At 73.4% G+C, this 22,811-nt stretch carries 26 protein-coding genes; 13 read left to right on the top strand and 13 right to left on the bottom strand.

Going from position 1 to position 22,811, the window contains the following annotated elements:
* The first annotated feature begins 192 nt into the window (after positions 1-192).
* Both DEI84_RS14395 and DEI84_RS14400 read left to right on the top strand, forming a co-directional pair.
* A complete protein-coding gene (locus tag DEI84_RS14395) occupies positions 193-924 on the top strand; it encodes a hypothetical protein (RefSeq protein ID WP_110891402.1) in 732 nt (243 codons plus the stop codon).
* A gap of 145 nt (positions 925-1,069) precedes the next feature.
* Positions 1,070-1,426, top strand: a complete 357-nt coding sequence (locus DEI84_RS14400; protein WP_110825895.1) for a hypothetical protein — start codon at positions 1,070-1,072, stop codon at positions 1,424-1,426.
* A 109-nt stretch (positions 1,427-1,535) separates the two neighbouring features.
* On the opposite strand, the gene DEI84_RS14405 is transcribed toward DEI84_RS14400, so the two are convergent.
* Positions 1,536-3,014, bottom strand: a complete 1,479-nt coding sequence (locus DEI84_RS14405) for an MFS transporter (RefSeq protein WP_110891366.1) — start codon at positions 3,012-3,014, stop codon at positions 1,536-1,538.
* A 133-nt stretch (positions 3,015-3,147) separates the two neighbouring features.
* On the opposite strand from DEI84_RS14405, the gene DEI84_RS14410 reads away from it, so the two are divergent.
* Positions 3,148-3,720 (top strand): TetR/AcrR family transcriptional regulator, encoded by a 573-nt coding sequence (locus tag DEI84_RS14410; RefSeq protein ID WP_110891367.1) that lies wholly within the window; start codon positions 3,148-3,150, stop codon positions 3,718-3,720.
* A 15-nt stretch (positions 3,721-3,735) separates the two neighbouring features.
* Here the strand turns inward: DEI84_RS14410 and DEI84_RS14415 are convergent, their stop codons facing one another.
* Together DEI84_RS14415 and DEI84_RS14420 are read right to left on the bottom strand one after the other, a co-directional pair.
* Complete coding sequence (locus tag DEI84_RS14415) at positions 3,736-4,035, bottom strand: hypothetical protein (protein ID WP_110891368.1); 300 nt, start codon at positions 4,033-4,035, stop codon at positions 3,736-3,738.
* Complete coding sequence (locus DEI84_RS14420; protein WP_110825899.1) at positions 4,032-4,346, bottom strand: ATP-dependent DNA ligase; 315 nt, start codon at positions 4,344-4,346, stop codon at positions 4,032-4,034. Before DEI84_RS14420 ends, DEI84_RS14415 begins: the two co-directional genes overlap by 4 nt.
* 82 nt (positions 4,347-4,428) lie before the next feature.
* On the opposite strand from DEI84_RS14420, the gene DEI84_RS15520 reads away from it, so the two are divergent.
* Positions 4,429-4,776 carry a hypothetical protein gene (locus DEI84_RS15520; protein ID WP_146236386.1) on the top strand — a complete coding sequence of 116 codons (348 nt, stop codon included), beginning with the start codon at positions 4,429-4,431 and terminating at the stop codon, positions 4,774-4,776.
* On the opposite strand, the gene DEI84_RS14425 is transcribed toward DEI84_RS15520, so the two are convergent.
* A complete protein-coding gene (locus DEI84_RS14425) occupies positions 4,661-5,938 on the bottom strand; it encodes an MFS transporter (RefSeq protein ID WP_110891369.1) in 1,278 nt (425 codons plus the stop codon). The genes DEI84_RS15520 and DEI84_RS14425 overlap by 116 nt on opposite strands.
* 23 nt (positions 5,939-5,961) lie before the next feature.
* On the opposite strand from DEI84_RS14425, the gene DEI84_RS14430 reads away from it, so the two are divergent.
* On the top strand, positions 5,962-6,516 hold the full coding sequence (locus DEI84_RS14430) for a TetR/AcrR family transcriptional regulator (protein WP_110891370.1): 555 nt from the start codon (positions 5,962-5,964) through the stop codon (positions 6,514-6,516).
* A gap of 133 nt (positions 6,517-6,649) precedes the next feature.
* On the opposite strand, the gene DEI84_RS14435 is transcribed toward DEI84_RS14430, so the two are convergent.
* Positions 6,650-7,291, bottom strand: coding sequence for an NAD(P)H-binding protein (locus DEI84_RS14435; RefSeq protein ID WP_110891371.1), 642 nt, complete (start codon positions 7,289-7,291; stop codon positions 6,650-6,652).
* Positions 7,292-7,596: 305 nt separating this feature from the next.
* On the opposite strand from DEI84_RS14435, the gene DEI84_RS14440 reads away from it, so the two are divergent.
* The 4 genes from DEI84_RS14440 (at position 7,597) to DEI84_RS14445 (ending at position 8,829) form a co-directional block, all read left to right on the top strand.
* Positions 7,597-7,824 carry a hypothetical protein gene (locus DEI84_RS14440; protein ID WP_110891372.1) on the top strand — a complete coding sequence of 76 codons (228 nt, stop codon included), beginning with the start codon at positions 7,597-7,599 and terminating at the stop codon, positions 7,822-7,824.
* Positions 7,825-7,914: 90 nt separating this feature from the next.
* The gene (locus DEI84_RS15785; RefSeq protein WP_181420480.1) at positions 7,915-8,079 is read left to right on the top strand and encodes a hypothetical protein; all 165 of its coding nucleotides are present in this window, start codon (positions 7,915-7,917) and stop codon (positions 8,077-8,079) included.
* The gene (locus DEI84_RS15790) at positions 8,076-8,228 is read left to right on the top strand and encodes a hypothetical protein (RefSeq protein WP_181420481.1); all 153 of its coding nucleotides are present in this window, start codon (positions 8,076-8,078) and stop codon (positions 8,226-8,228) included. The genes DEI84_RS15785 and DEI84_RS15790 overlap by 4 nt, the downstream gene beginning before the upstream one ends.
* Before the next feature lies 1 nt (position 8,229).
* Complete coding sequence (locus DEI84_RS14445; protein ID WP_110891373.1) at positions 8,230-8,829, top strand: TetR/AcrR family transcriptional regulator; 600 nt, start codon at positions 8,230-8,232, stop codon at positions 8,827-8,829.
* Positions 8,830-8,889: 60 nt separating this feature from the next.
* On the opposite strand, the gene DEI84_RS14450 is transcribed toward DEI84_RS14445, so the two are convergent.
* From DEI84_RS14450 to DEI84_RS14475, 7 genes are all read right to left on the bottom strand, one after another.
* Entirely contained in the window at positions 8,890-9,843 is a 954-nt protein-coding gene (locus DEI84_RS14450) for a helix-turn-helix domain-containing protein (protein ID WP_110891374.1), read from the bottom strand.
* Positions 9,844-9,933: 90 nt separating this feature from the next.
* On the bottom strand, positions 9,934-11,019 hold the full coding sequence (locus tag DEI84_RS14455; RefSeq protein WP_110891375.1) for an ABC transporter permease: 1,086 nt from the start codon (positions 11,017-11,019) through the stop codon (positions 9,934-9,936).
* Positions 11,016-11,897 carry an ABC transporter ATP-binding protein gene (locus DEI84_RS14460; RefSeq protein WP_110891376.1) on the bottom strand — a complete coding sequence of 294 codons (882 nt, stop codon included), beginning with the start codon at positions 11,895-11,897 and terminating at the stop codon, positions 11,016-11,018. Before DEI84_RS14460 ends, DEI84_RS14455 begins: the two co-directional genes overlap by 4 nt.
* A gap of 130 nt (positions 11,898-12,027) precedes the next feature.
* Positions 12,028-12,714 (bottom strand): response regulator transcription factor, encoded by a 687-nt coding sequence (locus DEI84_RS14465; RefSeq protein WP_110891377.1) that lies wholly within the window; start codon positions 12,712-12,714, stop codon positions 12,028-12,030.
* On the bottom strand, positions 12,696-12,860 hold the full coding sequence (locus DEI84_RS15795) for a hypothetical protein (RefSeq protein WP_181420482.1): 165 nt from the start codon (positions 12,858-12,860) through the stop codon (positions 12,696-12,698). Before DEI84_RS15795 ends, DEI84_RS14465 begins: the two co-directional genes overlap by 19 nt.
* Complete coding sequence (locus DEI84_RS14470; RefSeq protein WP_110891378.1) at positions 12,857-13,993, bottom strand: sensor histidine kinase; 1,137 nt, start codon at positions 13,991-13,993, stop codon at positions 12,857-12,859. Before DEI84_RS14470 ends, DEI84_RS15795 begins: the two co-directional genes overlap by 4 nt.
* Positions 13,994-14,041: 48 nt before the next feature.
* Positions 14,042-15,124: an NADH:flavin oxidoreductase/NADH oxidase gene (locus tag DEI84_RS14475; protein WP_110891379.1), complete on the bottom strand. Its 1,083-nt coding sequence runs from the start codon at positions 15,122-15,124 to the stop codon at positions 14,042-14,044.
* Positions 15,125-15,337: 213 nt separating this feature from the next.
* Here DEI84_RS14475 and pgi point away from each other — a divergent pair, with 213 nt between their 5' ends.
* A complete protein-coding gene (pgi, locus tag DEI84_RS14480; protein ID WP_110891380.1) occupies positions 15,338-17,059 on the top strand; it encodes a glucose-6-phosphate isomerase in 1,722 nt (573 codons plus the stop codon).
* Positions 17,060-17,163: 104 nt separating this feature from the next.
* Here pgi and DEI84_RS14485 read toward each other — a convergent pair whose 3' ends face one another.
* Positions 17,164-17,850: a cyclopropane-fatty-acyl-phospholipid synthase family protein gene (locus DEI84_RS14485; protein ID WP_110891381.1), complete on the bottom strand. Its 687-nt coding sequence runs from the start codon at positions 17,848-17,850 to the stop codon at positions 17,164-17,166.
* 139 nt (positions 17,851-17,989) lie between these two features.
* Between DEI84_RS14485 and DEI84_RS14490 the strand changes: the two genes are divergently transcribed.
* Genes DEI84_RS14490 through DEI84_RS14500 form a run of 3 tightly spaced genes read left to right on the top strand, consistent with a single transcriptional unit; the run spans position 17,990 to position 22,793 of the window.
* On the top strand, positions 17,990-19,063 hold the full coding sequence (locus DEI84_RS14490) for a 3-oxoacyl-ACP synthase III (RefSeq protein ID WP_110891403.1): 1,074 nt from the start codon (positions 17,990-17,992) through the stop codon (positions 19,061-19,063).
* Complete coding sequence (locus DEI84_RS14495; protein ID WP_258371798.1) at positions 19,060-21,834, top strand: alpha/beta fold hydrolase; 2,775 nt, start codon at positions 19,060-19,062, stop codon at positions 21,832-21,834. The genes DEI84_RS14490 and DEI84_RS14495 overlap by 4 nt, the downstream gene beginning before the upstream one ends.
* On the top strand, positions 21,831-22,793 hold the full coding sequence (locus tag DEI84_RS14500; RefSeq protein ID WP_110891382.1) for an NAD(P)-dependent oxidoreductase: 963 nt from the start codon (positions 21,831-21,833) through the stop codon (positions 22,791-22,793). Before DEI84_RS14495 ends, DEI84_RS14500 begins: the two co-directional genes overlap by 4 nt.
* Positions 22,794-22,811 lie beyond the last annotated feature (18 nt).

Genomic DNA, 22,811 nt, shown 5'->3' on the forward strand with positions numbered 1-22,811 from the left:
AGATGTGTATAAGAGACAGGAGGAGGGACAGCCCGCCGGGGGCGGGGAGGGTGCTTCGGTGCTTCACCGGCCCGACCATCGCGGCCGAGAGCGACGCGCAGGCGAACAGACGGCAACGAACCGATGGACGGGCGCTGGACAGCGACCATCCCGAGCCCGTCGCGGGACCTCGGTGTGCTTGCATGGCATCTCGTGACCCGACTCGTCCCCCGCGCCTCCGTCGTCCTCGCCGCCGCTGCCCTGGTGGCAGCCGGCACGGTCCTGGTCGCCGGCTGCTCGGCGCAGTCGGACGGGGCCGCGGACCGCGACCCCGGGACGAGCCGGCACAGCGCACCCGTCGGTGTCCCCACGGCCGTCCGCGGCACGGGGACGCTCGGCTCCGACTTCGTCGACCCGGAGGAACCGCCGGCCCCGGAGGCAACGGTGAACCCGGCGCCCGGCTCATGGGACGACGTCGCGCCGCCGTCTGGGTACCGCGTCGTGCTCCTGTCGCCCGCCGACCCGAGCACCGAGACCGAGACGCTCATGGACGCCGTCGAGTCGTGGGCTGACGCCGAGGACGTCACCGTGGTCCCCGTCGTCGCGGACACCGTCGACGAGCGGCTGTCGTCCGTCGCGACGGCGATCGCGAAGCGGTCCGACCTGGTCATCGGCGTCGGCGACGAGATGGTCGACCCGATCGCCGCGGTGTCACCGTCCGCCCTGCACCAGCAGTTCCTCGTGCTGGGCGCCGAGATCGCCGAGCCGACGTCGAACGTCACGGCCGCGGACTGGACCGGTGCAGGCTTCCGCGGTGAGGGCCTCGGCGTCTCGAGCCACCACGACCCGTCCACCTTCACCGACGAGCGGGCCGGGCGGGCGCTCCGCGCGGGTGTCGCCGCCACGCTGAACGACCTCAGCGGCATCGTCGTCTGGGTTCCCTGACCGCCCTGCAGCGACGCATTCGGGATCGTCCGCGACCCCGTACCCGAGGTGGGACGTATCCTCTGGGACGGAAGCAACGTCGGTTCCGGCCAAGCCTCGCGCGGCCCACCCCCGCCGAGACGTCACTCGCGACCCTGAGCTCCTCGTGACAGAACACATCATCGAATTCGTCGCCCGCGACCGCACGGGCATCACCACCGTCGTCACCGCCAACGGTGTCAGCGACGCGGACACCGTCATCCGTGCCATCTCAGCGGGGCACTCCGGGTACGCCGTCGCGGCCGCCGGCAGCCGCCGGGCGCCGGTCCGCAGCCTGATGGCGCTGGGCACGCCCTACCTGTTCGCGAACTGGGACGGCTCGAAGCGCAACAACCTGCACGACCTCGCCTTCACCGCGCCGGTCCGGACCGTCCCGGCCGCGCCGCCGGTCGGCGTCCGGATCCGGGAGGCCCTGGTGGCGCGGCTCGCCGCGGTCTTCAGCCGGGACCACCACCGCGCCTGACGGCAGCCGACCGGCCGCCGCGCCTGACGGACGGGAGGCCCGGACCGGGTGAGCGGATCTGCCCACCCGGTCCGGGCCTCCCGTCGGACGGTGTGTCCGGGCCGCTGGGTCAGCGCGTGACGTCGTCGAAGTCGGTCACACCGGCGGCCACGGCCGCTGCCCGACGGGCGCGCATCGACGGCGCCGCGAGCGCGGCGACCACCGCGAGGACCGCGACACCCGTGCACGCCCAGAAGCCGATGGTGAACGCGTCGTCGGTCGGCAGGCCCTGCGGCGTGCTGTGCGAGGTGATGAGCGCTGCGATGACCGCGGTGCCGACGCTCGACCCGATCGTCCGGACGACCGTGTTGGCGCTGATCGCCTCGCCGGTCTGGTTCGCGGGGACGCTCTCGATGATGGCGTTCGAACAGGCAGCCAGTGCCATGCCGATGCCGACGCCGGTGAGCAGGCCGGACACGACGACCTGCCAGAGCTCGGCGTGCGCGACCGCGGGGATGACGAACGCGGCGACGATCGCGACCCCGCCGATCAGCATCGGGGGCTTCGGTCCGACCTTCCGCACCAGGATGCCGGCGACGGGGCCGGCGACGACCATCATGACGACGGTCGGCAGCAGGAACAGCCCGGCCTCGGTCACGTCCTTGCCGAACCCGTAGCCGGTGGCCGCGGGGAGCTGGAGGAGCGTCGGGACGAGGACGAACGTGCCGAACATGGCGAAGCCGAAGACCAACGCGACGACGTGGGCGGTCCAGACCCCGCGCACGGCGAAGAGCCGCACGTCGATGAGCGGTTCGGCGACGCGGAGCTCGACGAGCACGAACGCGACGAGGGCGACGGCGCCGAGGACGAGCAGGCCGACGGTCTTGCCGTCACCCCAGCCCCAGGTCTGGCCCTCGCTGACGGCGAGGAGGACCGCGACGAGGGAGACGGCGAGGACGGCGGTCCCGACCACGTCGAGGCGGCCCGGCTTGCGGACCGGGGACTCCGGCATGCCGAAGACGGTGCCGAGCAGGGCGATCACCACGAGGACGGCGGGCAGCCAGAACAACCAGTGCCAGGACAGGTGCTCGACGATCGGACCGGCGGCGACGATGCCGACGCCGGCACCGATCCCGAAGATGGCGGAGAGCAGCCCGATCGTGACGCTCACCTTCTCCTTCGGCAGCTCGTCACGGACGATGCCGATCGACAGGGGCATCACGGCGCCGGCCGCGCCCTGCAGCGCGCGCGCGACGATGAGGACGCCGAGGTTCGGGGCGAGCGCGGCCAGGACCGCCCCGACCAGCAGGATCGTGAGGACCACGATGAGCACCTTGCGCTTGCCGACCATGTCCCCGAGACGACCGAGGATCGGCGTCAGCACGGACGCGGACAGCAGGTAGGCGGTGAGCACCCAGCTCGCGTCGCTCGTCGAGGCGTCGAGGTCCCGGCCGATCGTCGCGAGCGCGGGGGCGACGAGGGACTGCAGGACCGCGAAGGACAAGCCGCCGAGGGACAGGAAGACGATGATCGCCGTGCTGTTCGGGCGGTGCGAGGGTGCGGGGATCGGCGTGGAACCCGTGCGTGGGCTCGCGGTGGCGGTGGACATCGTGCTCCGTCCGGTCGATGGGGAGGCCGACGACGCTGTCGATGTCAACACTTGCTGACTCGACGAGGGTACGCGGAACCGGCGAGATGTCAACAACTGATTACATCGGTCGGTGGCGCGCTACCATCGCGGCATGAGCAAGGACGCCGCCGCCACCCGTCTCGCGCTCCTCCAGGCGGCTCGTCGGCGCTTCGCACTCGACGGGTACCGAGCCACCACCGTCCGGGACATCGCGGCCGACGCCGGGGTGAACGTCGCGCTCATCAACCGCTACTTCGTGTCGAAGGAGGGCTTGTTCCGCGCCTGTCTCGTCCGCACCACGCCGACGTCCACGACGCCTCGGCCCGGGCCCGACCTGGAGCGCGCGATCGGCGGACTCATCCGGCACATCATCCGTTCCCCCACCGACGAGGACTCGATGCAGCTGCTCCTCCTGCTCCGGAGCTCCGGGGACGAAGCCGTCGACGACATCCGACGGGAGACGCTGCGCGGCTACGCCGATCGGCTGGCGGGCGCGGTCCGGCCGGACGGCATCGTCGACGAGGACCTCCTCGTCCGTGCGGAGATCGCACTGTCCGTGGTGCTCGGCATGACGATGCTCCGGACCTCCACGCGCGTGGAACCGCTGGCGTCCGCCGAGGTCGAAGCAGTCGCCGGCCCGCTCGAGGAGGCGCTCCGAGCGCTCCTCGGGGGCGGACGGTCCTGACGGGGCCGGTCCCGGTCAGGAGTCGGCGGGCCCCATCTCGACGGACACCGGCCGGAGCTCGTCGGGCAGGATGTACCGCGCGACCGATGACTCCTCGTCCTGCTGATCGGTGTCGCGCTCGCTGATGATCGCCACCGGGGTCGCCGGGGAGACGAGCAGGCGGGCAGGGGTAGCGCGGCCGTCACCGTGGTTCACCTCGAGCCACATCCACGGCTCGTTCCGCAGCCCCTCGGTGATCCGGGCCTGGACGGATGCGACGTCCTCGTTCGCGATCGTGTAGCGGCTTCCGCCGTACGTGATGGCCGTGCGCTTCACAGGGTCTCTCCGGTGTCGGTCGGTTCGGGGACGATGCGGAGGCCGGCTGACGAGCCCGCGGTCAGACCGAGGGCTTCGACCCAGGCACGGTTCACGGCGGGGACGCGGCTGCCCGAGTAGCGGAAGACCAGCGGCATCGACCGGTCGAGCCAGATGGCCGTCCGGCCGTCGCCGAGCTCGACGTCGTCCTTCCACGAGAACATGAACGACTCACCGCGGCGCAACTTCATGCCGATCACGATCTGCAGGTGCGTCAGGAGGCGGTCGTCGAACTCCGCGGTGAACGTCGAGTCGTAGACGAGTTTGCCCATGGTGGTGTCCTTCCGCGCCGTTCTGGCCGGCTCCGGCTGATCCTAGGCGCTCACCCAGCGAACGGCGGACAGCCTGACCGACATGCGCCGTGTCCACTACGTCAACAGCTCCTTCCTCGTCGCTGACCGCACCTGCAAGGCCCTCCTCCGGTACTGCCGCGCGCTCGCGGTGGCCGACCAGTCCGACGTCGTCGAGGTCCCCGTCGTCACCGAGACCGGGGACGCCGCCACCGCACATCTCCTCATCGGCCCCGCGAGCGAGATCTTCTCGGTGCCGGTCGACAGTGGTGCCGACGATCCCCGTGACGACGAGGTCATCGTGTACCTCGAGCGCGAGACCCTCCGCCTGCAGCCGGCGCGCCCGGCCTGGCGTGAGGAGATGACCGACGTGCCGGACCTGGACGAGTACCCCGACCTGCAGGAGCCCTGACCGTCAGGAGCGCTGCGGCCGCCACCACGGCCGTCGCGGCAGCGAACACCGGCCCGGTCCCCACGGTGGCGACGACCGTTCCGGCTGCAGCCGCTCCGAGTGCCTGTCCGAGCACCAGCACGACGAACAGCACCGACGTCCCCGAGGCCGCCCGCCCGGCGTCGACATCGGTCGTCCACGCGATGAGCGCCCCGGTCGCCGCGGTGTAGCCCCAGCCGAACAGCACGCACGTGACGAGCGCGAGCGCGACGAGGGCCGCGGGGGGAGCGACCGGTGCCAGTCCGAGGCCGAGCGTGGCGACCGCGACCGCCGCCGAGGTGACCGTCCACGCCGTCCGTGCTCGGAGTCGACCGAGGACGCGGGCCGTCAGGGCCACCGCTGCACCGCCGACGCCCAGGGCGGTCCACGCGAGCACCGACAGGGACGCCGGGGCTCCCGCGTCGACGAGGAGTGACCGTCCGTAGGTCCACACCGCGGCGGACCCCGTGCCGAGCAGCAGCGCGACGACCACGAGGCGGCCGTGGGCGACGAACCAGCTCCACGGCGGGAGACCGACGGGCTGCGGGTGGTCCTCCCGGACGTGCCGACGCGGGTGTGTGTACGCGTCCGCGACGAGGACCGCCGCTCCGGCCAGGACCGTGACGACCGCCGCAGCCGTCCACGCCGTGCGCCAGTCGGGCAGGAGCACGAGGGCGAGCAGCCCGGCGACGACGAGTCCCGGCCCGGTCCCGGAGTTCACGACGGCCTGCGCGCGGTCGGCACGAGCGGCGGGGAGGTCCCGCTGCACGAGCCGGACGAGTGCGGGGGAGGCGAGCCCTGCCCCGGCGGAGGCGACGACCGTCGTGATGCCGAACACCGCGGAGGTCGCGCTGGTGGCCATCCCCGCGACGCCCAGCCCGGCCGACGCGGAGGCGAGCGCCACGGTCGTGCGCGGCCGGGTCGGGGCGAGCAGGAACCCGACGAGCGAACCGACGCAGTACACGAGCGAGGAACCGGCCGCGATGAGCCCCGCGGGACCGTCTCCGAGGGACAGGGTCCGCTGGACGTCCGGCAGGAACAGGCCGTACGCCAGGCGGACCAGCCCGTACGTGGCGGCGATGAGTGCCGTGCCGCTGACGACGAGTGCTCCGGGACGGGCGAAGAACGAAAACGGTCGTTTCACTTTTCACACCCTAGGGTGCTGCCATGACCATGCGTCCAGGGACGGAGCGGAAGCTGCTCGACGCCGCCGAGGAACTCTTCTTCACGCGGGGCATCGCCGCGACCCCGATCGACGCCGTCCTGGAACGGGCGGGTGTCTCCGCCGCGACGCTCTACCGCGGGTACGCGGGCAAGGAAGCGCTGGTCGCGGCCGCGCTGACCCGTCGCCACGACGAGTGGATCCGGACCTGGGACGACGCCGTGGCGCGGGCGGTCGACGACCGCGGGCGCCTGCTGGCCGTGTTCGACGCGCTCGATGCCTTCCGCTCGACCCCGACCGGGTCGCGGTGGTGCGCGTTCCTCGGGACGGCCTCCGAGTACGCCGACGCCCCAGCGGAGATCGCCGCCGTCCTGCACGGCGAGACGTCGACGCTGCGCGAGCGGCTCCGCGACCGGGCGGTCCCGCTCGTCGGCGACCGCGCCGAGGTCCTCGCCGACCAGCTGCTCCTCGTCGTGTCGGGCTCGCTCGCGATGCGGCTCCGGGACGGCGGCGGGGACACGGCGACGGCGCGGGCGGTCGCCGCGGCCCTGCTCGCCTGACGGCGGTGCGACGCGGGACGGACCCGTCTGCGTGGGACGCCGCGGGGGGTGTGAGACGCCGCCGGATACGGCTGCGTCTCACGGACGCGGCGGCGTTCCGAGGTGACGCCGGCGTCTCGGCGCGGGGCGCGGGTCAGTCGCGGACGAACTGCTCGATCGGCGTGCTCCCGGTGTTGACGCGGAAGGTCTTGCCGACCGACGCGTCGTCGTGGAGCGCGGCGGCGACCAGCGCGGCGACGTCCCCGCGGGCGATGCTCGACGACGGGTCCGCCGTCTCGACCGCCCCGGTCGGCTCGTCATCCGTCAGGGTGCTCGGCGCGACGACCGTCCAGTCGAGGGCGGAGTCGCGGAGGACGGCGTCGGCGACCGTCTTCGCTTCGGCGTAGGCGAAGAAGTCGTCGTCCTCGGGGACGCCGTGGCCGAGGCCCGCGTCCGACCAGGACACGAGCACGTAGCGGTGCACGTCGGCGTCGAGCGCGGCGTGCATCGTGCGGATGGCGGCGTCGCGGTCGACGGCCCACGTGCGGTCAGCGGAGCCGCCACCGGCACCGGCCGACCAGACGACGGCGTCGTGCCCGCGGACCAGGTCGGTGAGCCCGGCGATGTCGAGCTGCTCGATGTCGGCGACGACCGGCTCGCCACCGGTGGCGCGGACGTCGTCCTGCTGCTCGGCCTTCCGGATGACCGACGAGACGGTGTCACCGCGAGCGGTGAGGAGCTGCGCGGTGAGGAGGGCGACGCGACCGTGGCCGCCGAGGATGATGACGTTGCTCATGCCTCGGACGGTACGCGCCGGGGCTGACCGGAGCGTCCCCGGGCTGGCCCTCGCAGGCGCAGACCGACCCGCGGGGACGGACTGCGCGGCACCGCCACTCGGGATGCGCGGCGCTGCCGTGTCCGCGATTCGCGGATCGTCCGGTTCGTTCGTGGCACGGCCGACCCGTCACCTAGCGTGGAGGATGCCAGGACGCACTCCCCACCGTCGTCCTCAGACATCCTCCGCGATCTGCGGAGGCCGTTCACACGGTGATCCTGGCCGCAGTCAGGGCCGTCCGAGGTCCCAGTGAGGAGGCGTCGCAGATGCACGCCACCACCGTCGTCCGCAATCCGCTCGTCGCGCTCGTCGCCGAGCACTCCACGGCCACCGCCCGGTCCGCCGTCACCCCCAGCTCGCGCCCCGCGACCGGGTTCTCTGAGGTCCGGGAGACGGCACGGCGCCGTCTGCTGGCAGCCAGCGCGCTCGTCGTCGGCCTCGCGGCCGTGACCGCCTCCGCCCTCGCCGTGATCGTCCGCGGAGTGGCCGCGTGAGCGCCCCGACCGCCCCGTCCGGGTACGACACCGTCGCCCTGACCGAGCCGATCGACATGACCGCCCTGATGCGTGAGCAGGAGGCCCTCCATGCGTGAACCGTCCGTGATGCAACACCTCCGTGAAGACCCGCTCGAGTGGCGCCGACACGGCATGACCTCCCCGTCCGAGATCGACCGCATCGTGCAGACGAAGCTCTCCCTGAGGACCGCTGCCGAGCCGACCTACGCGGACTTCTTCTTGGTCGCAGCGTGACCGACGCTGTCGCGCCCGTGGCCCGCCCGCTCCGGGTCGGGACGAGCGCGACCGGCATCGCCGCGGAACACCAGCACATCTGGTCGCGGCTCGGTCGTCTGGAACGCTTCTGTTCCCGCGACGCGAGCACCCCGACCAGGGACCGCTGACGTGGGCGGGGCCGGCGAACGCGCTGACGACCCCTGGGTCAGGGCCCGGATCGTCGAGGCCGCGGACCGCGTGTTCAGCACCTCCGGCGCGGCCGGACTCACCGCGGGGCGCGTGGCGGGAGCCGCGCTGACCGATGCCGAAACGGTGCGAGCGCTGTTCCCCGAGCGCATCGACGCGGTCGTCGCGGTCCTCCGCTTCCGACAGGAACGCTGGACGCTGGGGCTGGCCGCCGCAGCGAACGGGGTCGAGGACGCCCGCGACGAGATCCTCACCGTCTTCGCACACCTCGAGGCCTCGTTCGACGACGACGCCTGGACCGGGTGCGCGTTCATCAACGGCTACGGCGAGCTCGGCCACTCCGAGCCGCTCGTCGCCGCACTGGCGGAAGAGCACCTCACCATCCTCGAAGTGCACCTGCACGCGCTCGCCGCGCGCGCCGGACTCCCGGTCCACGTCGCCGACGCACTCTCGCTGCTCGTCCACGGCGCGAAGGTCGAGGCGGCCATCCACGGGACGACCCGACCCGCCCGGTCGGCACGCCTCGCCGTGGTGACGCTCATGGGTGCCTACGGGCCGACCGCGGCCTCCGCCTTCATCTGACGTCGCCGCCGTCCGCTCTGCGGCACGGGTGGTCCGGCAACCGTGCGGCGTCCGTCGCGGTCAGGACCTGGCGAGGGTGTCGCTCGGCCGCTCGCCGAACACCGCCGCGTACTGCTGGGCGAAGCGTCCGAGGTGGGCGAAGCCCCAGGCCGCAGCGACCTCGCGGACCGTCCGGGTCGCCGGGTCCGCGGCGAGGAGCTCCTGCCGGACCCGGTCGAGTCGCACCTGCCGGATGAACGCGTTCGGGGTGGTCTGCAGGTCACGCTGGAACGCCTCCTGCAGCGCCCGCAGGCCGATGTCGAGGTGGCGCGCCAGGCTGCTCGTCGTGATCGGCGACCGGGCGTTCTCGTGCACGTAGTCGACCGCAGCGCGCACGTGCGGGGACTGCGCGGGGGGCACGTCGGGAGTGGCGGCGTGCTGCTGCGGGTACATCTCGAGCAGGGCCGCCGACGCCAGCCGTGCCATCTCGGCGTGCAGGAGGCGCCCGGGGACGCCGTCACGCAGGGTGTGGGAGACGAGTGACACCGTGTTGTGCCACGTCCGCACCGACTGCTCCGACGGCGGGACGGTGAGGTCGAACCGGAGCCCGGCCGACACGTCCGCGCCCTGTTCGGACGCGACGCGCTCCACGACCTCGCGGGACAGGTGCACGAGCCGCTGCTCGTAGTCGTCCATCTCGAACGAGAACGTACGGTCCGGCAGCAGGGGCACCGGGACGCCGTGCACCATGTCCACGGGGTCGCCGCCGGTGTCGAGCCGGGACGCCCCCGACCGGAGCCACTGCACGATGACGGAGGACGACGGGGGCAGCGAGCCGTCGAGGTGCCCGGCGAACCGCGACGTGTGCAGTGACATCGTGTCGTCGCCCATCGACGCGTACCGGAACGCGAACGGGACGGCGCTCGGCGTCGCGACGAGCTCGGCGTCGTACACACGGGCGAGGTGGGCTGCGGCATCGTGGATGTCCGTCCCGGTCACCTCGAGACGCACCGGCATCGCGTCGTCGATCGGCATCGCCTCAAGAGTCGCACGTCGGAGGCCCCGTCCGGCGTCCCGTGTCCGGGAACCGCCGTGACGGAGCCACCGTCGGCGTGGTCGGGCCGGTCAGCCGCGGATCGCCTCGCCGAGCTTCACCCGGCCGCCGGTGCGGAGCAGGGCGTTCTCGTACACCCGGGCGCCGAGGAGCACGACCACCAGGGCGGATGCCAGGACGACCAGCAGCGAGAGCACGGGCTCCCACCACGCCGCCGTCCCGAGGAAGATCCGCACCGGCATCCCGATCGGGGCACTGAACGGCACGTACGACATGATGCCGAGGACCGTCGGGTCGTCCGGGGCGAACACGATGAGGAAGTACGGGATCATCAGCAGCATCATCACCGGTGTCGTGACGCTGCCGACGTCCTCCTGGCGGGACACCAGCGCCGCCGACGCCGCGAACAGCGCCGCGATGAGGACGAACCCGATCGCGAAGAAGCCGACGAACCACAGCGCGCTCGGACCGAGCAGCGTGAACAGGTTGTCCTGCCCGGTGACCGCCAGGGCGACGGCCGCGGCGATCGCGATCGCGACGATCTGCCCGAGCGCCATGACGCTGTTGCCGATCACCTTGCCCGCCAGCAGCGCCCGTGCCGGGATCGCCGCCATCAGGATCTCCACGACGCGGGTCGACTTCTCCTCCACGACGCTCTGCGCGATGGACTGACCGAACGTCACCGCGGAGGCGAAGAACACGACGCCGAACGCGATGCCGACGAGCGAGACGAGGCCGGGCGGGAGCGCGTCGGGGTCGAGCAGGTCGACCTGCGGTGACACGCTCAACGCCGACACCACGTCGGTGGGGGCGCTGTCGAGGCCGACGAGCCGGAACCCGAGCTGGCCGCCGTCCGGGACGACCGCGGCGTCGACCTCGCCCTCGCGGACCAGGCGCTCCGCCGCGTCCCGGTCCGCCGTCTCGGTCACGTCGAGACCGTCCGTCGTCGGCAGGGTCACGCCGCTCACCACTGCGACGGGGGTCGTGGCGTCCGCCGCGGACTTCCCGACGATCCCGCCGACGACGATGCCGACGACGACCATCACGAGCAGGATCGCCGCCGAGACGACGAACGCCTTGCTCCGGAGCCGCGCCTGGATCTCGCGCACCGTCACGAGCCGGACGGCGTCGATCGTGCTGCTGTCGAGGAGGCTCATCGGACGACCTCCGTGAAGACCTCGCTGAGCCGGGGGACCCGCGGACCGAACGACGCCACGGTGCCGCGTGCGACGGCCCGCTGCAGGACGGCCTGCGCCACGGACTCGTCCGCCTCGAACAGGGCGTACCCGCCGTCGAAGGTGCGGACGCGGACGCCGGGCTCGTCGCGGACCCACGCCACGTCGTCCGCCACCAGGAGCTCCCACGCGGCGGGACCGGCGGCCCGCCGCAGTTCGTCCTGGGGTCCGGCGGCACGGATCCGGCCGTCGGCGATGACGACCACGTCGTCGCAGAGCCGCTCCACGACGTCGAGCTGGTGACTCGAGAACAGCACCGGGACACCGTCGGCCGCGGTCTCCCGCAGCACACCGAGCACGGTGTCGACCGCCATCGGGTCGAGGCCGGAGAACGGTTCGTCGAGCACGAGCACCTCGGGCCGGTGGGCGAGCGCGGCGGCGACCTGCACGCGCTGCTGGTTGCCGAGCGAGAGCTTCTCGACGGGGTCGCCGGCGTGCGTGGTGAGCTCGAGGCGCTCGAGCAGCTCGGCCGTCCGGGCCGCGGCGGTCCGTCGGTCCACACCGTGCAGGCGGGCCAGGTACGTGACCTGCTCGGCGACGGGCATCTTCGGGTACAGCCCGCGCTCCTCCGGCATGTAGCCGAACCGGCGGCGGTCGGTCGGTCCGATCGGTGCGCCGTCGAGCGCGACCGTGCCGCTGTCGGCGTCGAGCACGCCGAGCATGATGCGCATGGTCGTCGTCTTGCCGGCACCGTTGCCGCCGACGAACCCGGTCAGTCGTCCGCGTCCGACGCTGAAGCCGACGTCGTCGAGCACACGGCGCTCGCCGAAGTGCTTCGTCACTCCCTCGATGGTGAGCATGGGGTCCCCTTCCGCAGCGGCCGTCGCTGCGCATCCGACGCTATTGCGGTGGCGGGAGGCGGCGCCTCCGGCACGAGACGGGGATCGCGGGCGCCGACGTCTCCGCCGCGCGGGGGAGGACCGCGGCGGCTCACTCGCCGGAGCGCACCACCCCGTGCTCGTACGCCCAGACCACGGCCTGGATCCGGTCGCGCACGCCGAGCTTCTGCAGGACGTTCGACACGTGCGTATTGACGGTCGCCTCGCCGACGAACAGCTGGCCGGCGATCTCGGCGTTGCTGAGCCCCCGACCGAGCAGCCGCAGCACCTCGGTCTCGCGTTCCGTCAGACCCGGCAGGGCCACGTCCGTGTCGGGCACGGCCTGGTCGACCACCGGCACGCTGGCCGTGGTCGCTCGACTGATCACCCGGCGCGTGACGTCCGGAGCGAGCAGGGCGTCACCGCGGGCGACGGTCCGGACGGCCTCGATGAGCTTCTCCGGCGAGGCGTTCTTCAGCAGGAACCCGCTCGCCCCGGCGGCCAGGGCGTCGAAGAGGTACTCGTCGGTGTCGAAGGTCGTGAGGACGAGCACGGCCGGTGGGTTCGCACCGGCGGTGATCCGGCGCGCCGCTTCGAGGCCGTCGACACCCGGCATCTGCACGTCAAGGCAGACCACGTCCGGTCGGTGCTCGGCGACGGCAGCCACCGCGCCCGCACCGTCGGCGGCCTCGGCGACGACCCGGACACCGGGCTCCGACTCGAGGATGACCCGGAAGCCGGCGCGGACCAGGTCCTGGTCGTCGGCGAGCACCACCCGGATCACGTCGTTGGCAGCCATGCCCGCACCAGGTAGCCGCCGCGGTCCCGCGGTCCGATCTCGATCCGCCCGCCGACCGCCGCCACGCGCTCACGCATGCCGACGTGTCCGAGCCCGCTGCCGCCCGCCGACCGGGAGGCCCGTGCCCCGGCGCCCGTGTCCGTCACCTCGAGCTCCACCGCGTCCGGCAGGTACCGGAGCCGCAGGTCGCCCGTGCGTCCGGTCCGGCGTGCTTGAGGACGTTCGTCACCGCCTCCTGCGCGATGCGGTAGGTCACCGCGGCGACGGTCGGCGGGACCGGTCGTTCGTCGCCGACGACGCTGAACCCGGTCTCGTGCCCGGCGTCCGTGGCGGCCCGGGCGAGTTCCGGCAGCCGGGTGAGGCCCTCGGTGCTCGGCGCCTCCGCCGGGGTCGTCGGGGCGTCCGTACCGGGTTCCCGCAGCGTGCCGAGCATCCGGCGGAGTTCCTCGACCGCGGTCCGGGCGCTGTCCTCGACGACGCCGAGGGACGCCGCCGCCTGCGCCGGGTCGCGGTCGAGCACGCGCCGCGCGGCCCCGGCCTGGACGCCCATGAGCGAGACGTGGTGGGCGACGACGTCGTGGAGCTCACGGGCGATCCGGACGCGTTCGAGCGCGACCGCCTGCGCCGCCGACCGCTCGCGTTCCGCGGCGAGCTCGGCCGTGCGCTGGCCGAGCTCGTGCGCGGCGACGGCCGCTGCCCAGGCCCGGTTGCCCGAGTACCAGGCGGCGCCGAAGTAGACGAGGTTGATGACGATCGTGAGGAGCGAACTCGCGACGAACGGCGGGATGACGGAGTGACCGTCGTCGGGCAGCGCGCTCGGCACCGACCAGCGGAAGACGATCGCCAGGAACACCCACGCGAACATCCCGGCGATGACGACCCAGCGCACGGCCTCGGCCCGCACGCGGTCCGAGCACCACGCCCCGACGGTGTACAGCGCGATGAACAGCGTGAAGTTGGTGAAGAGCCCCTCGGGCACGTGCAGCAGTTGCGTGGCCGCGAAGGCCAGCGCGGCGACGACGGCCACCGTCATCGGGAACCGGCGGCGGAACGCCAGGGGCCCGGCGTTCGCGACGACCATCAGTGCGCACACCCACCACGCCGCCGGGTCGTCGTACAGCCCCACGGCGGAGTACAGGGTCACCGAGACCGCGAGCGCCCCCGCGAGCACGAGCGCCAGGACCGCGTCCTGCCGGTGCTCGCGGGGACCCACCGGCAGCCGTGACCAGCCGTCGTCCTGCGTCGGACCGCCCCCGGCGGTCGCCCCCGTGCCCGTCATGCCACCACGGTAGCGGCACGGCCGCGCCGCCCGGCGGCGGACCGGACGTCAGCGGTAGGCGCGCTCGTACGGGGCGGGCTTGTACGGCAGGTCCACCCGGAGCGCCTGGGCGGCCCGGATCGGGAAGTTCGGGTCGCGCAGCGCACCCCGTCCGACGAGGACCACGTCGGCCTGCCCGAGGGCGACGATCTGCTCGGCCTGGAAGGCGTCGTCGATCATGCCGACGGCCGCGACCGGGATCCCGGTGGCGTGCCGGATCGCGGTCGCGAAGGGCAGCTGGTACCCGGGGCCGACCGGGATGCGGGCGTCCGCCACGTTGCCGCCGGTGGAGACCGACACGAGGTCGACGCCGTGTTCGCCGAGCCACGTGGACACCTGTTCGGTCTCCGCGAGGTCCCAGCCACCCTCGACCCAGTCGGTCGCGGACAGGCGCACGACGAGCGGGACGGCCTCGCCGACCTCGGCGCGCACGGCGTCGACGGTCTCGAGCAGGGCCCGCGCCCGGTTCTCGAGCGACCCGCCGTACTGGTCGGTGCGCTCGTTCGACAGCGGTGACAGGAACTCGTGCAGCAGGTACCCGTGGGCGCCGTGGAGTTCGAGCAGGTCGAAGCCGGCGTCGACGGCACGACGGGCCGCAGCGGCGAACGCACGGACGACCTCGGCGATGCCCTCGGTCGTGAGCTCGGTCGGGACGTGCAGGCCCGGGAACGCGATCGGCGACGGACCGACCGGCTGCCACCCGCCCTGCTCCGGCGCGACGTTGCCGCCGCCCGCGGTCGGTCCCCACTCGCGGCTGGTCGAGGCCTTGCGGCCGGCGTGCGCGAGCTGGATCCCGGCGACCGCACCCTGGCTGTGGATGAAGTCGGTGATCGGTCGGAAGGCGTCTCGCTGGTCGTCGTTCCACAGGCCGAGGTCCTGCGGGCTGATGCGGCCCTCGGGGACGACGCCCGTGGCCTCGACGACGACCGCACCGGCACCGCCACGGGCGAGGGCGCCGAGGTGGACGAGGTGCCACGGGGTCGGGACGCCGTCCTGCGCCTCCACCATGTACTGGCACATCGGCGGGATCCACACGCGGTTCCGGATCTCGAGGCCGCGGAGGGTGATGGGGTCGAAGAGTGCGTGGGTCACGCGGGTCCTTCCGTTGGTCGTGCAGGGGACCGGCCGACGGACGTGGAGCCGCCGGGAGGCCCGTCCACAGTACGACTGTCGACGTACTGCTTGCCCAGGCGCCTCCCCTGTGCGCGAGGTGAGTGCGACGGCACTACGCTCGGACGCGGCCCGCGACGCGATGCTGCGCCAGGTCTGCGGGCTGACCGAACTCTGGCGTCCAGGAGGACCGAAGTGACCGAATCCGCACCCGTCGACCCCACGACGACCGCAGGGTGGAAGCAGCTCGCCGGCATCGCCGACGGCTTCTCCCCGGACCTCCGTGGGTGGTTCGACGCCGACCCCGGTCGTGCCGAGAAGTACACCTTCCAGGCAGCAGACTTGACCGTCGACCTCTCCAAGGGCCTGGTGACCGAGGAGGTCCTGCAGGCCCTCCTCCAGGTCGCCGAGGACACCGGCGTCGCCGAGCGGTACCAGGCGATGATCTCCGGCGAGCGGATCAACGTCACCGAAGACCGCGCCGTCCTGCACACCGCGCTGCGCCGTCCGGCGGCGACCGAGGGCCTCGTGCCCGCCGCGCCCCTGACCGTCGACGGGCAGGACGTCGACGCCGACGTGCACGCCACGCTCGACAAGGTCTACGGCTTCGCCGAGCAGGTCCGTTCCGGCGCGTGGACCGGTGTCACCGGCAAGCGCATCGAGACCGTCGTCAACATCGGCATCGGCGGGTCCGACCTCGGCCCGGTCATGGTCTACGAAGCCCTCAAGCCGTACGTGCAGCAGGGGCTCGAGGTCCGCTTCGTCTCGAACATCGACCCGGCCGACATCGCCGAGAAGACGGCCGGCCTCGACCCCGAGACCACGCTCTTCATCGTCGCGTCGAAGACCTTCGGCACCCTCGAGACGCTCACGAACGCCCGTCTCGCCCGCCAGTGGCTGTGGCAGGGTCTCGGCCTCGCCGACGCCGGCGACGACGAGAAGAAGGACGCCGTCGCGAAGCACTTCGTCGCCGTCTCGACCGCGCTCGACAAGGTCGCCGCGTTCGGCATCGACCCGGAGAACGCCTTCGGCTTCTGGGACTGGGTGGGCGGCCGCTACTCGGTCGACTCCGCCATCGGCACGAGCGTCGTCATCGCGATCGGCAAGGAGAACTGGGAGCAGTTCCTCGCCGGCTTCCACGCCATCGACGAGCACATGCGCACCGCCCCGCTCGAGCAGAACGTCCCGGTCCTGATGGGCCTGCTCAACGTCTGGTACACGAACTTCCTCGGGGCCCAGAGCCACGCGGTCCTGCCGTACACGCAGTACCTGCACCGCTTCCCCGCGTACCTGCAGCAGCTCACGATGGAGTCGAACGGCAAGCGCGTCCGCTGGGACGGCTCGGACGTCGTCACCGACACCGGCGAGGTCTTCTGGGGTGAACCCGGCACGAACGGCCAGCACGCGTTCTACCAGCTCATCCACCAGGGCACGCGCCTGATCCCGGCCGACTTCATCACGGTCGCGAAGCCCGCGCACGCGCTGCAGGACGAGACCGGCGACGGGAAGGCCGTGCAGCCGGGCCAGGACGTGCACACCCTGTTCCTCGCGAACTTCTTCGCCCAGTCGAAGGCGCTCGCGTTCGGCAAGACCGCCGACGAGGTCCGCGCCGAGGGCACCACGGACGAGGCGATCGTCGCCGCCCGCACCTTCACCGGGAACAAGCCGAGCACGTCGATCCTGGCGCCCGAACTCACCCCGAGCGTCCTCGGCCAGCTGATCGCCCTCTACGAGCACATCGTGTTCACCGAGGGGACCATCTGGGGCATCGACTCGTTCGACCAGTGGGGCGTGGAGCTCGGCAAGCAGCTCGCGCTGCAGGTCACCCCGGCCGTGCAGGGCGACCGTGCGGTCCTCGACGCGCAGGACTCCTCGACGAAGGCGCTCATCGCGAAGTACCTCGAGCTGCGCGGCTGACGCCGCCGCCCGGCCGGGAGGCCCGGGGCACGCAGGCAGGGTGACGTCCCTGTCCGGCGGGCCCCGGGCCTCCCGTCATCCCGGGCCGGTCGTGCGTCCGGCCCTCAGGTGCGTCGGGCGAGCACCACGGAGTCCTCGAGCGTCGCCGTGCCACCGTCCGGTCCGGTGACGGTCCGCGTGCGCAGCTCCGCGACCTCGACCGTCCACCCGGCACCGAGTGCGAGCTGGCTGACCTGTTCCCCGGGCCCGATCAGGGGCTCGGCGTGCGCGTGCTCCTCGTGTGCGGCCCAGGACGGCGAGCCCGCGTGCCCGATCACGAGCAGGCGTCCGCCCGGGGCGACGAACGTCGTCGCACCGCGCAGCACCGCCGCCCGCGGGAACGACACCGACGAGTGCAGGAACGACGCGGACACGAGGTCGAACCGGTCGTCGGTGTCCCACCCGGCCAGGTCGGCCTGCACCCACCGCACCCGGTCGCCGAGCCCGGCACGCTCCGCCTCGGCCCGGCCCCGGTCCAGCGCGTTCGGCGCGATGTCCACCGCGGTCACCCGCCACCCCTGCGCCGCCAGCCACAGGGCGTCGCCGCCCTCGCCGGACCCGAGGTCGAGGGCGGTGGGGCCGGTCTCGGCGCCGACGCCGTCCGACACGGGGTCGTCGTCCGATCCGGGCACGAGCGGCCCGAGCGTGTCGACCAGGGATGCGTTCGGCCGTCCCGACCAGATCGGCGAGTCCCCGTAGCGGGCCGTCCAGAACGTCTCGGCTTCGGACCGGGGAGCGGGGTACGCAGTCATGCGCGCAGCATCCCACCGGCGCTCATCCAGGGCCAGTACGATTGCCGGATCGGCAACGGGGACGACAACCCCGGGGTCCGTTCGACGCAGTCGCAACGGAGACCCAGCCTCGATACGGAAGTATGTGCAAGTGACGATCATGACCGAGCGGCCTCAGCAGGACACCCCGAGCGCCGAGACGGAGCGACCCGGCAACGCGACCGTCCGTTTCCAGAACGCCGCGATCCTCGCCGTGGAGACCACCGTCGCCGAGCGCGTGACCACGTCCGCGGACATCGAGGAGAAGCTCCGCGGTGTGCTCCGCCGCCTGCGCCTGCCGATGGGGCTGCTCGAACGCGTCGCCGGGGTGCGGGAGCGCCGCAACTGGGGCGAGGACCAGTCCTTCCAGACCGCCGCGATCGACGCCGGACGTCGGGCGATGGCGGCCGCGGGGATCCAGCCGGAGGACGTCGGCCTGCTCATCAACACGTCGGTGACCCGTCCGCACCTCGAGCCCTCGGTGGCCGTGCGGCTGCACCACGGTCTCGGCCTGCCGACGTCGGCGATCAACTTCGACATCGCGAACGCCTGCCTCGGCTTCGTCAACGCGATGAGCGTCGCCGCGGGCATGATCGACTCCGGTCAGATCAAGTACGCGCTCATCGTGGACGGCGAGGACGCCGACCAGGTGCAGCTCAACACGATCGACCGCCTGAACCAGGGCGGCCGGAACCGCAAGGACTTCATGAGCGAGTTCGCCAGCCTGACGCTCGGCTCCGGCGCTGCCGCCGCCGTGCTCGGCCCGGCCGACCTGCACCCGGCCGGCCACCGGATCGTCGGCGGCGTCACCCGCGCGGCGACCCAGTGGTACGACCTGTGCGTCGGCAGCGTGGACGGGATGTTCACGGATGCGAAGATGCTGCTCAAGGGCGGCATGGAGCTCGTCGTCGCCGCCTGGAACGAGGCGCGCGCCCACTTCGACTGGGCCGACATGGACCGCTACGTCCTGCACCAGGTCTCGGACGTGCACACGAACGCCTTCGTCGAGGCGATCGGTGTCGAGCGCGACAAGGTCCCCACCACCTACGAGCGCTTCGGCAACGTCGGCCCGGCGTCGATCCCGATCACCCTCGCGGACGAGGTCACCCGTGGCTCGATCCGCCCCGGGGACCGCGTGTTCCTCGGCGGCGTCGGCTCCGGCATCAACACGGCGATGATGGAACTGCGCTGGTGACACCGCGGTTGCCCCGCGCCGCCGCGACCACGGCTCCGGCGACGCTCCCGCCGCCCCTGCCCGGACTCGACCCCGCGTGGTCCCGTCTGGTCACCGTCCCCGCGTCAGCCGGTCCGACGGCATGCACGGCCCGACCCGAGCGCACCTGGCACCTGCTCGACACGGCCGGGCAGCTCGACGAGCTCGGCCTGGAGCCCGTCGGCACCCTGCTGTGCGTGCACGGCAACCCGACGTGGTCCTACCTGTGGCGCTCGGTGCTCGCGCGCTCGCTCGAGGTCGCCGCGGCCGGTGGCCCCGTGTGGCGTGTGGTCGCCGTCGACCAGCTCGGGATGGGTTTCTCGGAGCGCACCGGCGAGGACCACCGTCTGGCCGACCGGGTCGCGGACCTCGGCGCGCTGACCGACGAACTCGGCCTGACCGGGCCGGTCGTCACGCTCGGTCACGACTGGGGCGGTGTCGTCTCGCTCGGCTGGGCCGTCGACCACCCCGACCTCGTCGTCGCGGTGACGACCTGCAACACCGCGGTCCACCAGCCCGACGACGCCCCGATCCCGGCACCCCTGCGCCTCGCGCTCCGCCCGCACCTGCTCGGCCGGGCCACGGTCGTGACGCCGGCGTTCATCGAGACCACCCTCGCGATCGCGCACCCGCGGCTCGACCGGGCGACCGCCGACGCCTACCGCGCCCCGTACCGCGGCGCTGCCCGACGGGGGGCGGTCGGCGGGTTCGTCGCGGACATCCCCGTCGACGCGCAGCACCCGAGCGCGGCCGAACTCGACCGCATCGCAGCCGGCGTCGCCGCGCTCGACGTCCCCGCCCTGCTCCTCTGGGGGCCGCGCGACCCGGTGTTCCTCGAGCGGTACCTCGACGACTTGGCGGCCCGTCTGCCGCAGGCCGACGTGCACCGGTTCGAGGGCGCCGGTCACCTGCTGCCGGAGGACGCCGACGTGGCCGGGACGGTCTTCGACTGGCTCGGCGACCGCCTGCCGGACGGCGCGGTGCCGGCGGACGGTGGTGCGGGCCTCCCGGCCGCCGATGTCGATGCCGATGCGGGCGAGCCGGTCGCTGTCGGACCTGGCCGCCCCCTCCCTGCCGGTCCGGGCCGCCCGCTCCCTGCCGATCCGGGCCGCCCGCTCTGGGCCCACCTCGAGGAGCTGCGGGACAGCGACGACGCCGCCCTGGTCGAGATGGCCGCCCCCGGCGGGACCCGCACGATCAGTTGGCGGCTGCTCGCCCGACGGATCGAGGAGGTCGCCGCGGGACTCGTCGACCTCGGTGTCCGTCCCGGCGACCGCGTGTCGCTCCTCGTGACCCCCGGCGCGGACCTGACCGCCGCGCTGTACGCCTGCGTGCGCGTCGGCGCGGTCGTCGTCGTCGCCGATGCCGGTCTCGGCCTCCGCGGGCTGACCCGTGCCGTCCGCGGGGCCCGACCCGACTGGGTCATCGGCGCGCTGCCCGGACTCGCCGCCGCACGCGCGCTCGGCTGGCCCGGCCGTCGCATCGCCACCGTCGCGCTCCCCGCACCGGCCCGTGCGGCCCTGCGTGTCGAGCACACCCTCGCCGCCGTCGCCCGCCGGGGAGCAGCACGCCTCGCCGCCGGCACCGCCCTGCCGGCAGCCCCGGCGCCCGACGCCCCGGCCGCGGTGCTCTTCACCTCGGGGTCGACCGGGCCCGCCAAGGGCGTCGTCTACACGCACGGCCAGCTCGGCGCGGTGCGGGACGCGCTCGCCGGGCAGTACGACGTCGGCGTCGGCACCGGACTCGTCGCCGGGTTCGCGCCCTTCGCGCTCCTCGGTCCCGCGCTCGGCGCTCGCTCCGTGGCACCGGACATGGACGTCACCGCGCCGCGCACCCTGACCGCCCGTGCGGTCGCGGACGCCGTCGCCGCGGCGGACGCCACCGTCGTGTTCCTGTCGCCGGCCGCGATCGCCAACGTCGTCGCGACGGCGTCGGCGCTCACCGACGACGACCGCCGGGCACTCGGCCGCGTGCGGCTGTTCCTGTCGGCCGGAGCCCCGGTGTCGGCCGCGCTGCTGACCGCCGCGACCGAGCTCATGCCGAACGCCAGCGCCCACACCCCCTACGGGATGACCGAGGGGCTGCTCATGACCGACGTGGACCTCGACGGGGTCACGGCCGCCTCGGCGTCCGCGTCGTCGGGCATCTGCGTCGGCCGACCCGCTGCGTCCGTCCGGGTGCGCATCGCACCCCTCGACGCTGACGGCCGGGCGACCGGAGCGCTCACCGAGACGCCCGACGTCACCGGCGAGATCGTCGTCGCGGCGCCGCACGTGCGGGACCACTACGACCGGCTCTGGCGCACCGACCGGGTCTCCCGTCTCGGCGTGGACGACCCGCGCGGACACCGCACCGGCGACGTCGGACACCTCGACGCCTCCGGGCAGCTCTGGGTCGAGGGCCGCATGCAGCACGTCATCACGGCCCCGACCGGTGTCGTGACCCCGGTCGGGCCCGAGCAGCGCACGGAACGCGTCCCGGGCGTCGGGCGCGCGGGTGTCGTCGGCGTCGGTCCGTCCGGTACGCAGCAGGTGGTCGCCGTGGTGGAGACCGTCCCGGCCGCCCGTCGCCCCGCGCTCGCCGACCCGGCGCTCGCGGACGCCGTCCGGGCAGCGGCCGGGGTGCCCGTCGCCGCGGTGCTCGTCGTGCCGGAACTGCCGACCGACATCCGCCACAACTCGAAGGTGGACCGGGCACGCCTGGCGCGCTGGGCGTCCTCGGTGTTGGCGGGCGGACGGATGACGCGCCCGTGACGGTCCTGGTGACCGGTGCCAGCGGCTTCCTCGGGCGTGCCGTCGCCGCTGCCCTCCGGGACGCCGGGCACGACGTCCGGACCTTCCAGCGGCGACCGTCGGGCGTCGACGGGGTGGTCGACGTCCTCGGCACGGTGACCGACCCGGCAGCGGTGCGGTCCGCCGTGCAGGGCGTCGACGCCGTGGTGCACCTGGCCGCCAAGGTCTCGCTGGCCGGGGACCCGGCCGACTTCGAACGGGTCAACGTCGCGGGCACGCGGGACCTGCTCGCGGCCGCGCGCGACGCCGGCGTCACGCGGTTCGTCTTCGTCTCGTCCCCGTCGGTCGCCCACGCGGGAGCGTCCATCGCCGGGGACGACGCCACGACGGCCTCGCCCGGCAACGCCCGCGGCGAGTACGCCCGGACGAAGGCCGCCGCCGAACTGCTCGCGCTCGCCGCCGACGCACCCGGGTTCGCGGTCGTCGCCGTCCGCCCGCACCTGGTCTGGGGCCCCGGCGACGAGCAGCTCGTCGGCCGCATCGTGGACCGCGCACGTCGTGGCCGTCTGCCGGTGCTCGACTCCGGTGCCGCCCTCATCGACTCCTGCTACGTCGACAACGCCGCGACCGCCATGGTCGCCGCGCTGGACCGCGCGGAGGCCGTGCACGGCAACGTCTACGTGGTCACGAACGGGGAGCCCCGACCGGTCGGGGAACTGCTGGCACGGATCTGCGTCGCGTCCGGCGTCCCGGCACCGGGGGCACACGCGCCGTCCGGGCTCGCCCGCGCGGTCGGGTCCGCGGTGGAGGCCGTGTGGCGCGTCCGACCCGGCACCGACGAGCCGCCGATGACGCGGTTCCTGGCGGAGCAGCTGTCGACCGCGCACTGGTTCGACCAGCGGCGGACCCGCCGGGACCTGCACTGGGAGCCGACGGTGTCGATCGACGACGGCCTGCGGGCGCTGGCCGGGGCGCGCTGAGCCGTCGCGCTGCGCGGG

Source organism: Curtobacterium sp. MCBD17_023 (assembly GCF_003224415.1).
Classification (GTDB): Bacteria; Actinomycetota; Actinomycetes; order Actinomycetales; family Microbacteriaceae; genus Curtobacterium.

Coding starts and splice junctions, on each gene's coding strand:
- DEI84_RS14405 (WP_110891366.1), bottom strand. CDS start 3,014: ATGTCCACCGCCACCGCGAGCCCACGCACGGGTTCCACGCCGATCCCC.
- DEI84_RS14410 (WP_110891367.1), top strand. CDS start 3,148: ATGAGCAAGGACGCCGCCGCCACCCGTCTCGCGCTCCTCCAGGCGGCT.
- DEI84_RS14420 (WP_110825899.1), bottom strand. CDS start 4,346: ATGGGCAAACTCGTCTACGACTCGACGTTCACCGCGGAGTTCGACGAC.
- DEI84_RS15520 (WP_146236386.1), top strand. CDS start 4,429: ATGCGCCGTGTCCACTACGTCAACAGCTCCTTCCTCGTCGCTGACCGC.
- DEI84_RS14430 (WP_110891370.1), top strand. CDS start 5,962: ATGACCATGCGTCCAGGGACGGAGCGGAAGCTGCTCGACGCCGCCGAG.
- DEI84_RS14435 (WP_110891371.1), bottom strand. CDS start 7,291: ATGAGCAACGTCATCATCCTCGGCGGCCACGGTCGCGTCGCCCTCCTC.
- DEI84_RS14440 (WP_110891372.1), top strand. CDS start 7,597: ATGCACGCCACCACCGTCGTCCGCAATCCGCTCGTCGCGCTCGTCGCC.
- DEI84_RS15785 (WP_181420480.1), top strand. CDS start 7,915: ATGCGTGAACCGTCCGTGATGCAACACCTCCGTGAAGACCCGCTCGAG.
- DEI84_RS14450 (WP_110891374.1), bottom strand. CDS start 9,843: ATGCCGATCGACGACGCGATGCCGGTGCGTCTCGAGGTGACCGGGACG.
- DEI84_RS14455 (WP_110891375.1), bottom strand. CDS start 11,019: ATGAGCCTCCTCGACAGCAGCACGATCGACGCCGTCCGGCTCGTGACG.
- DEI84_RS14460 (WP_110891376.1), bottom strand. CDS start 11,897: ATGCTCACCATCGAGGGAGTGACGAAGCACTTCGGCGAGCGCCGTGTG.
- DEI84_RS14465 (WP_110891377.1), bottom strand. CDS start 12,714: ATGGCTGCCAACGACGTGATCCGGGTGGTGCTCGCCGACGACCAGGAC.
- DEI84_RS14470 (WP_110891378.1), bottom strand. CDS start 13,993: ATGACGGGCACGGGGGCGACCGCCGGGGGCGGTCCGACGCAGGACGAC.
- DEI84_RS14485 (WP_110891381.1), bottom strand. CDS start 17,850: ATGACTGCGTACCCCGCTCCCCGGTCCGAAGCCGAGACGTTCTGGACG.
- DEI84_RS14490 (WP_110891403.1), top strand. CDS start 17,990: ATGACCGAGCGGCCTCAGCAGGACACCCCGAGCGCCGAGACGGAGCGA.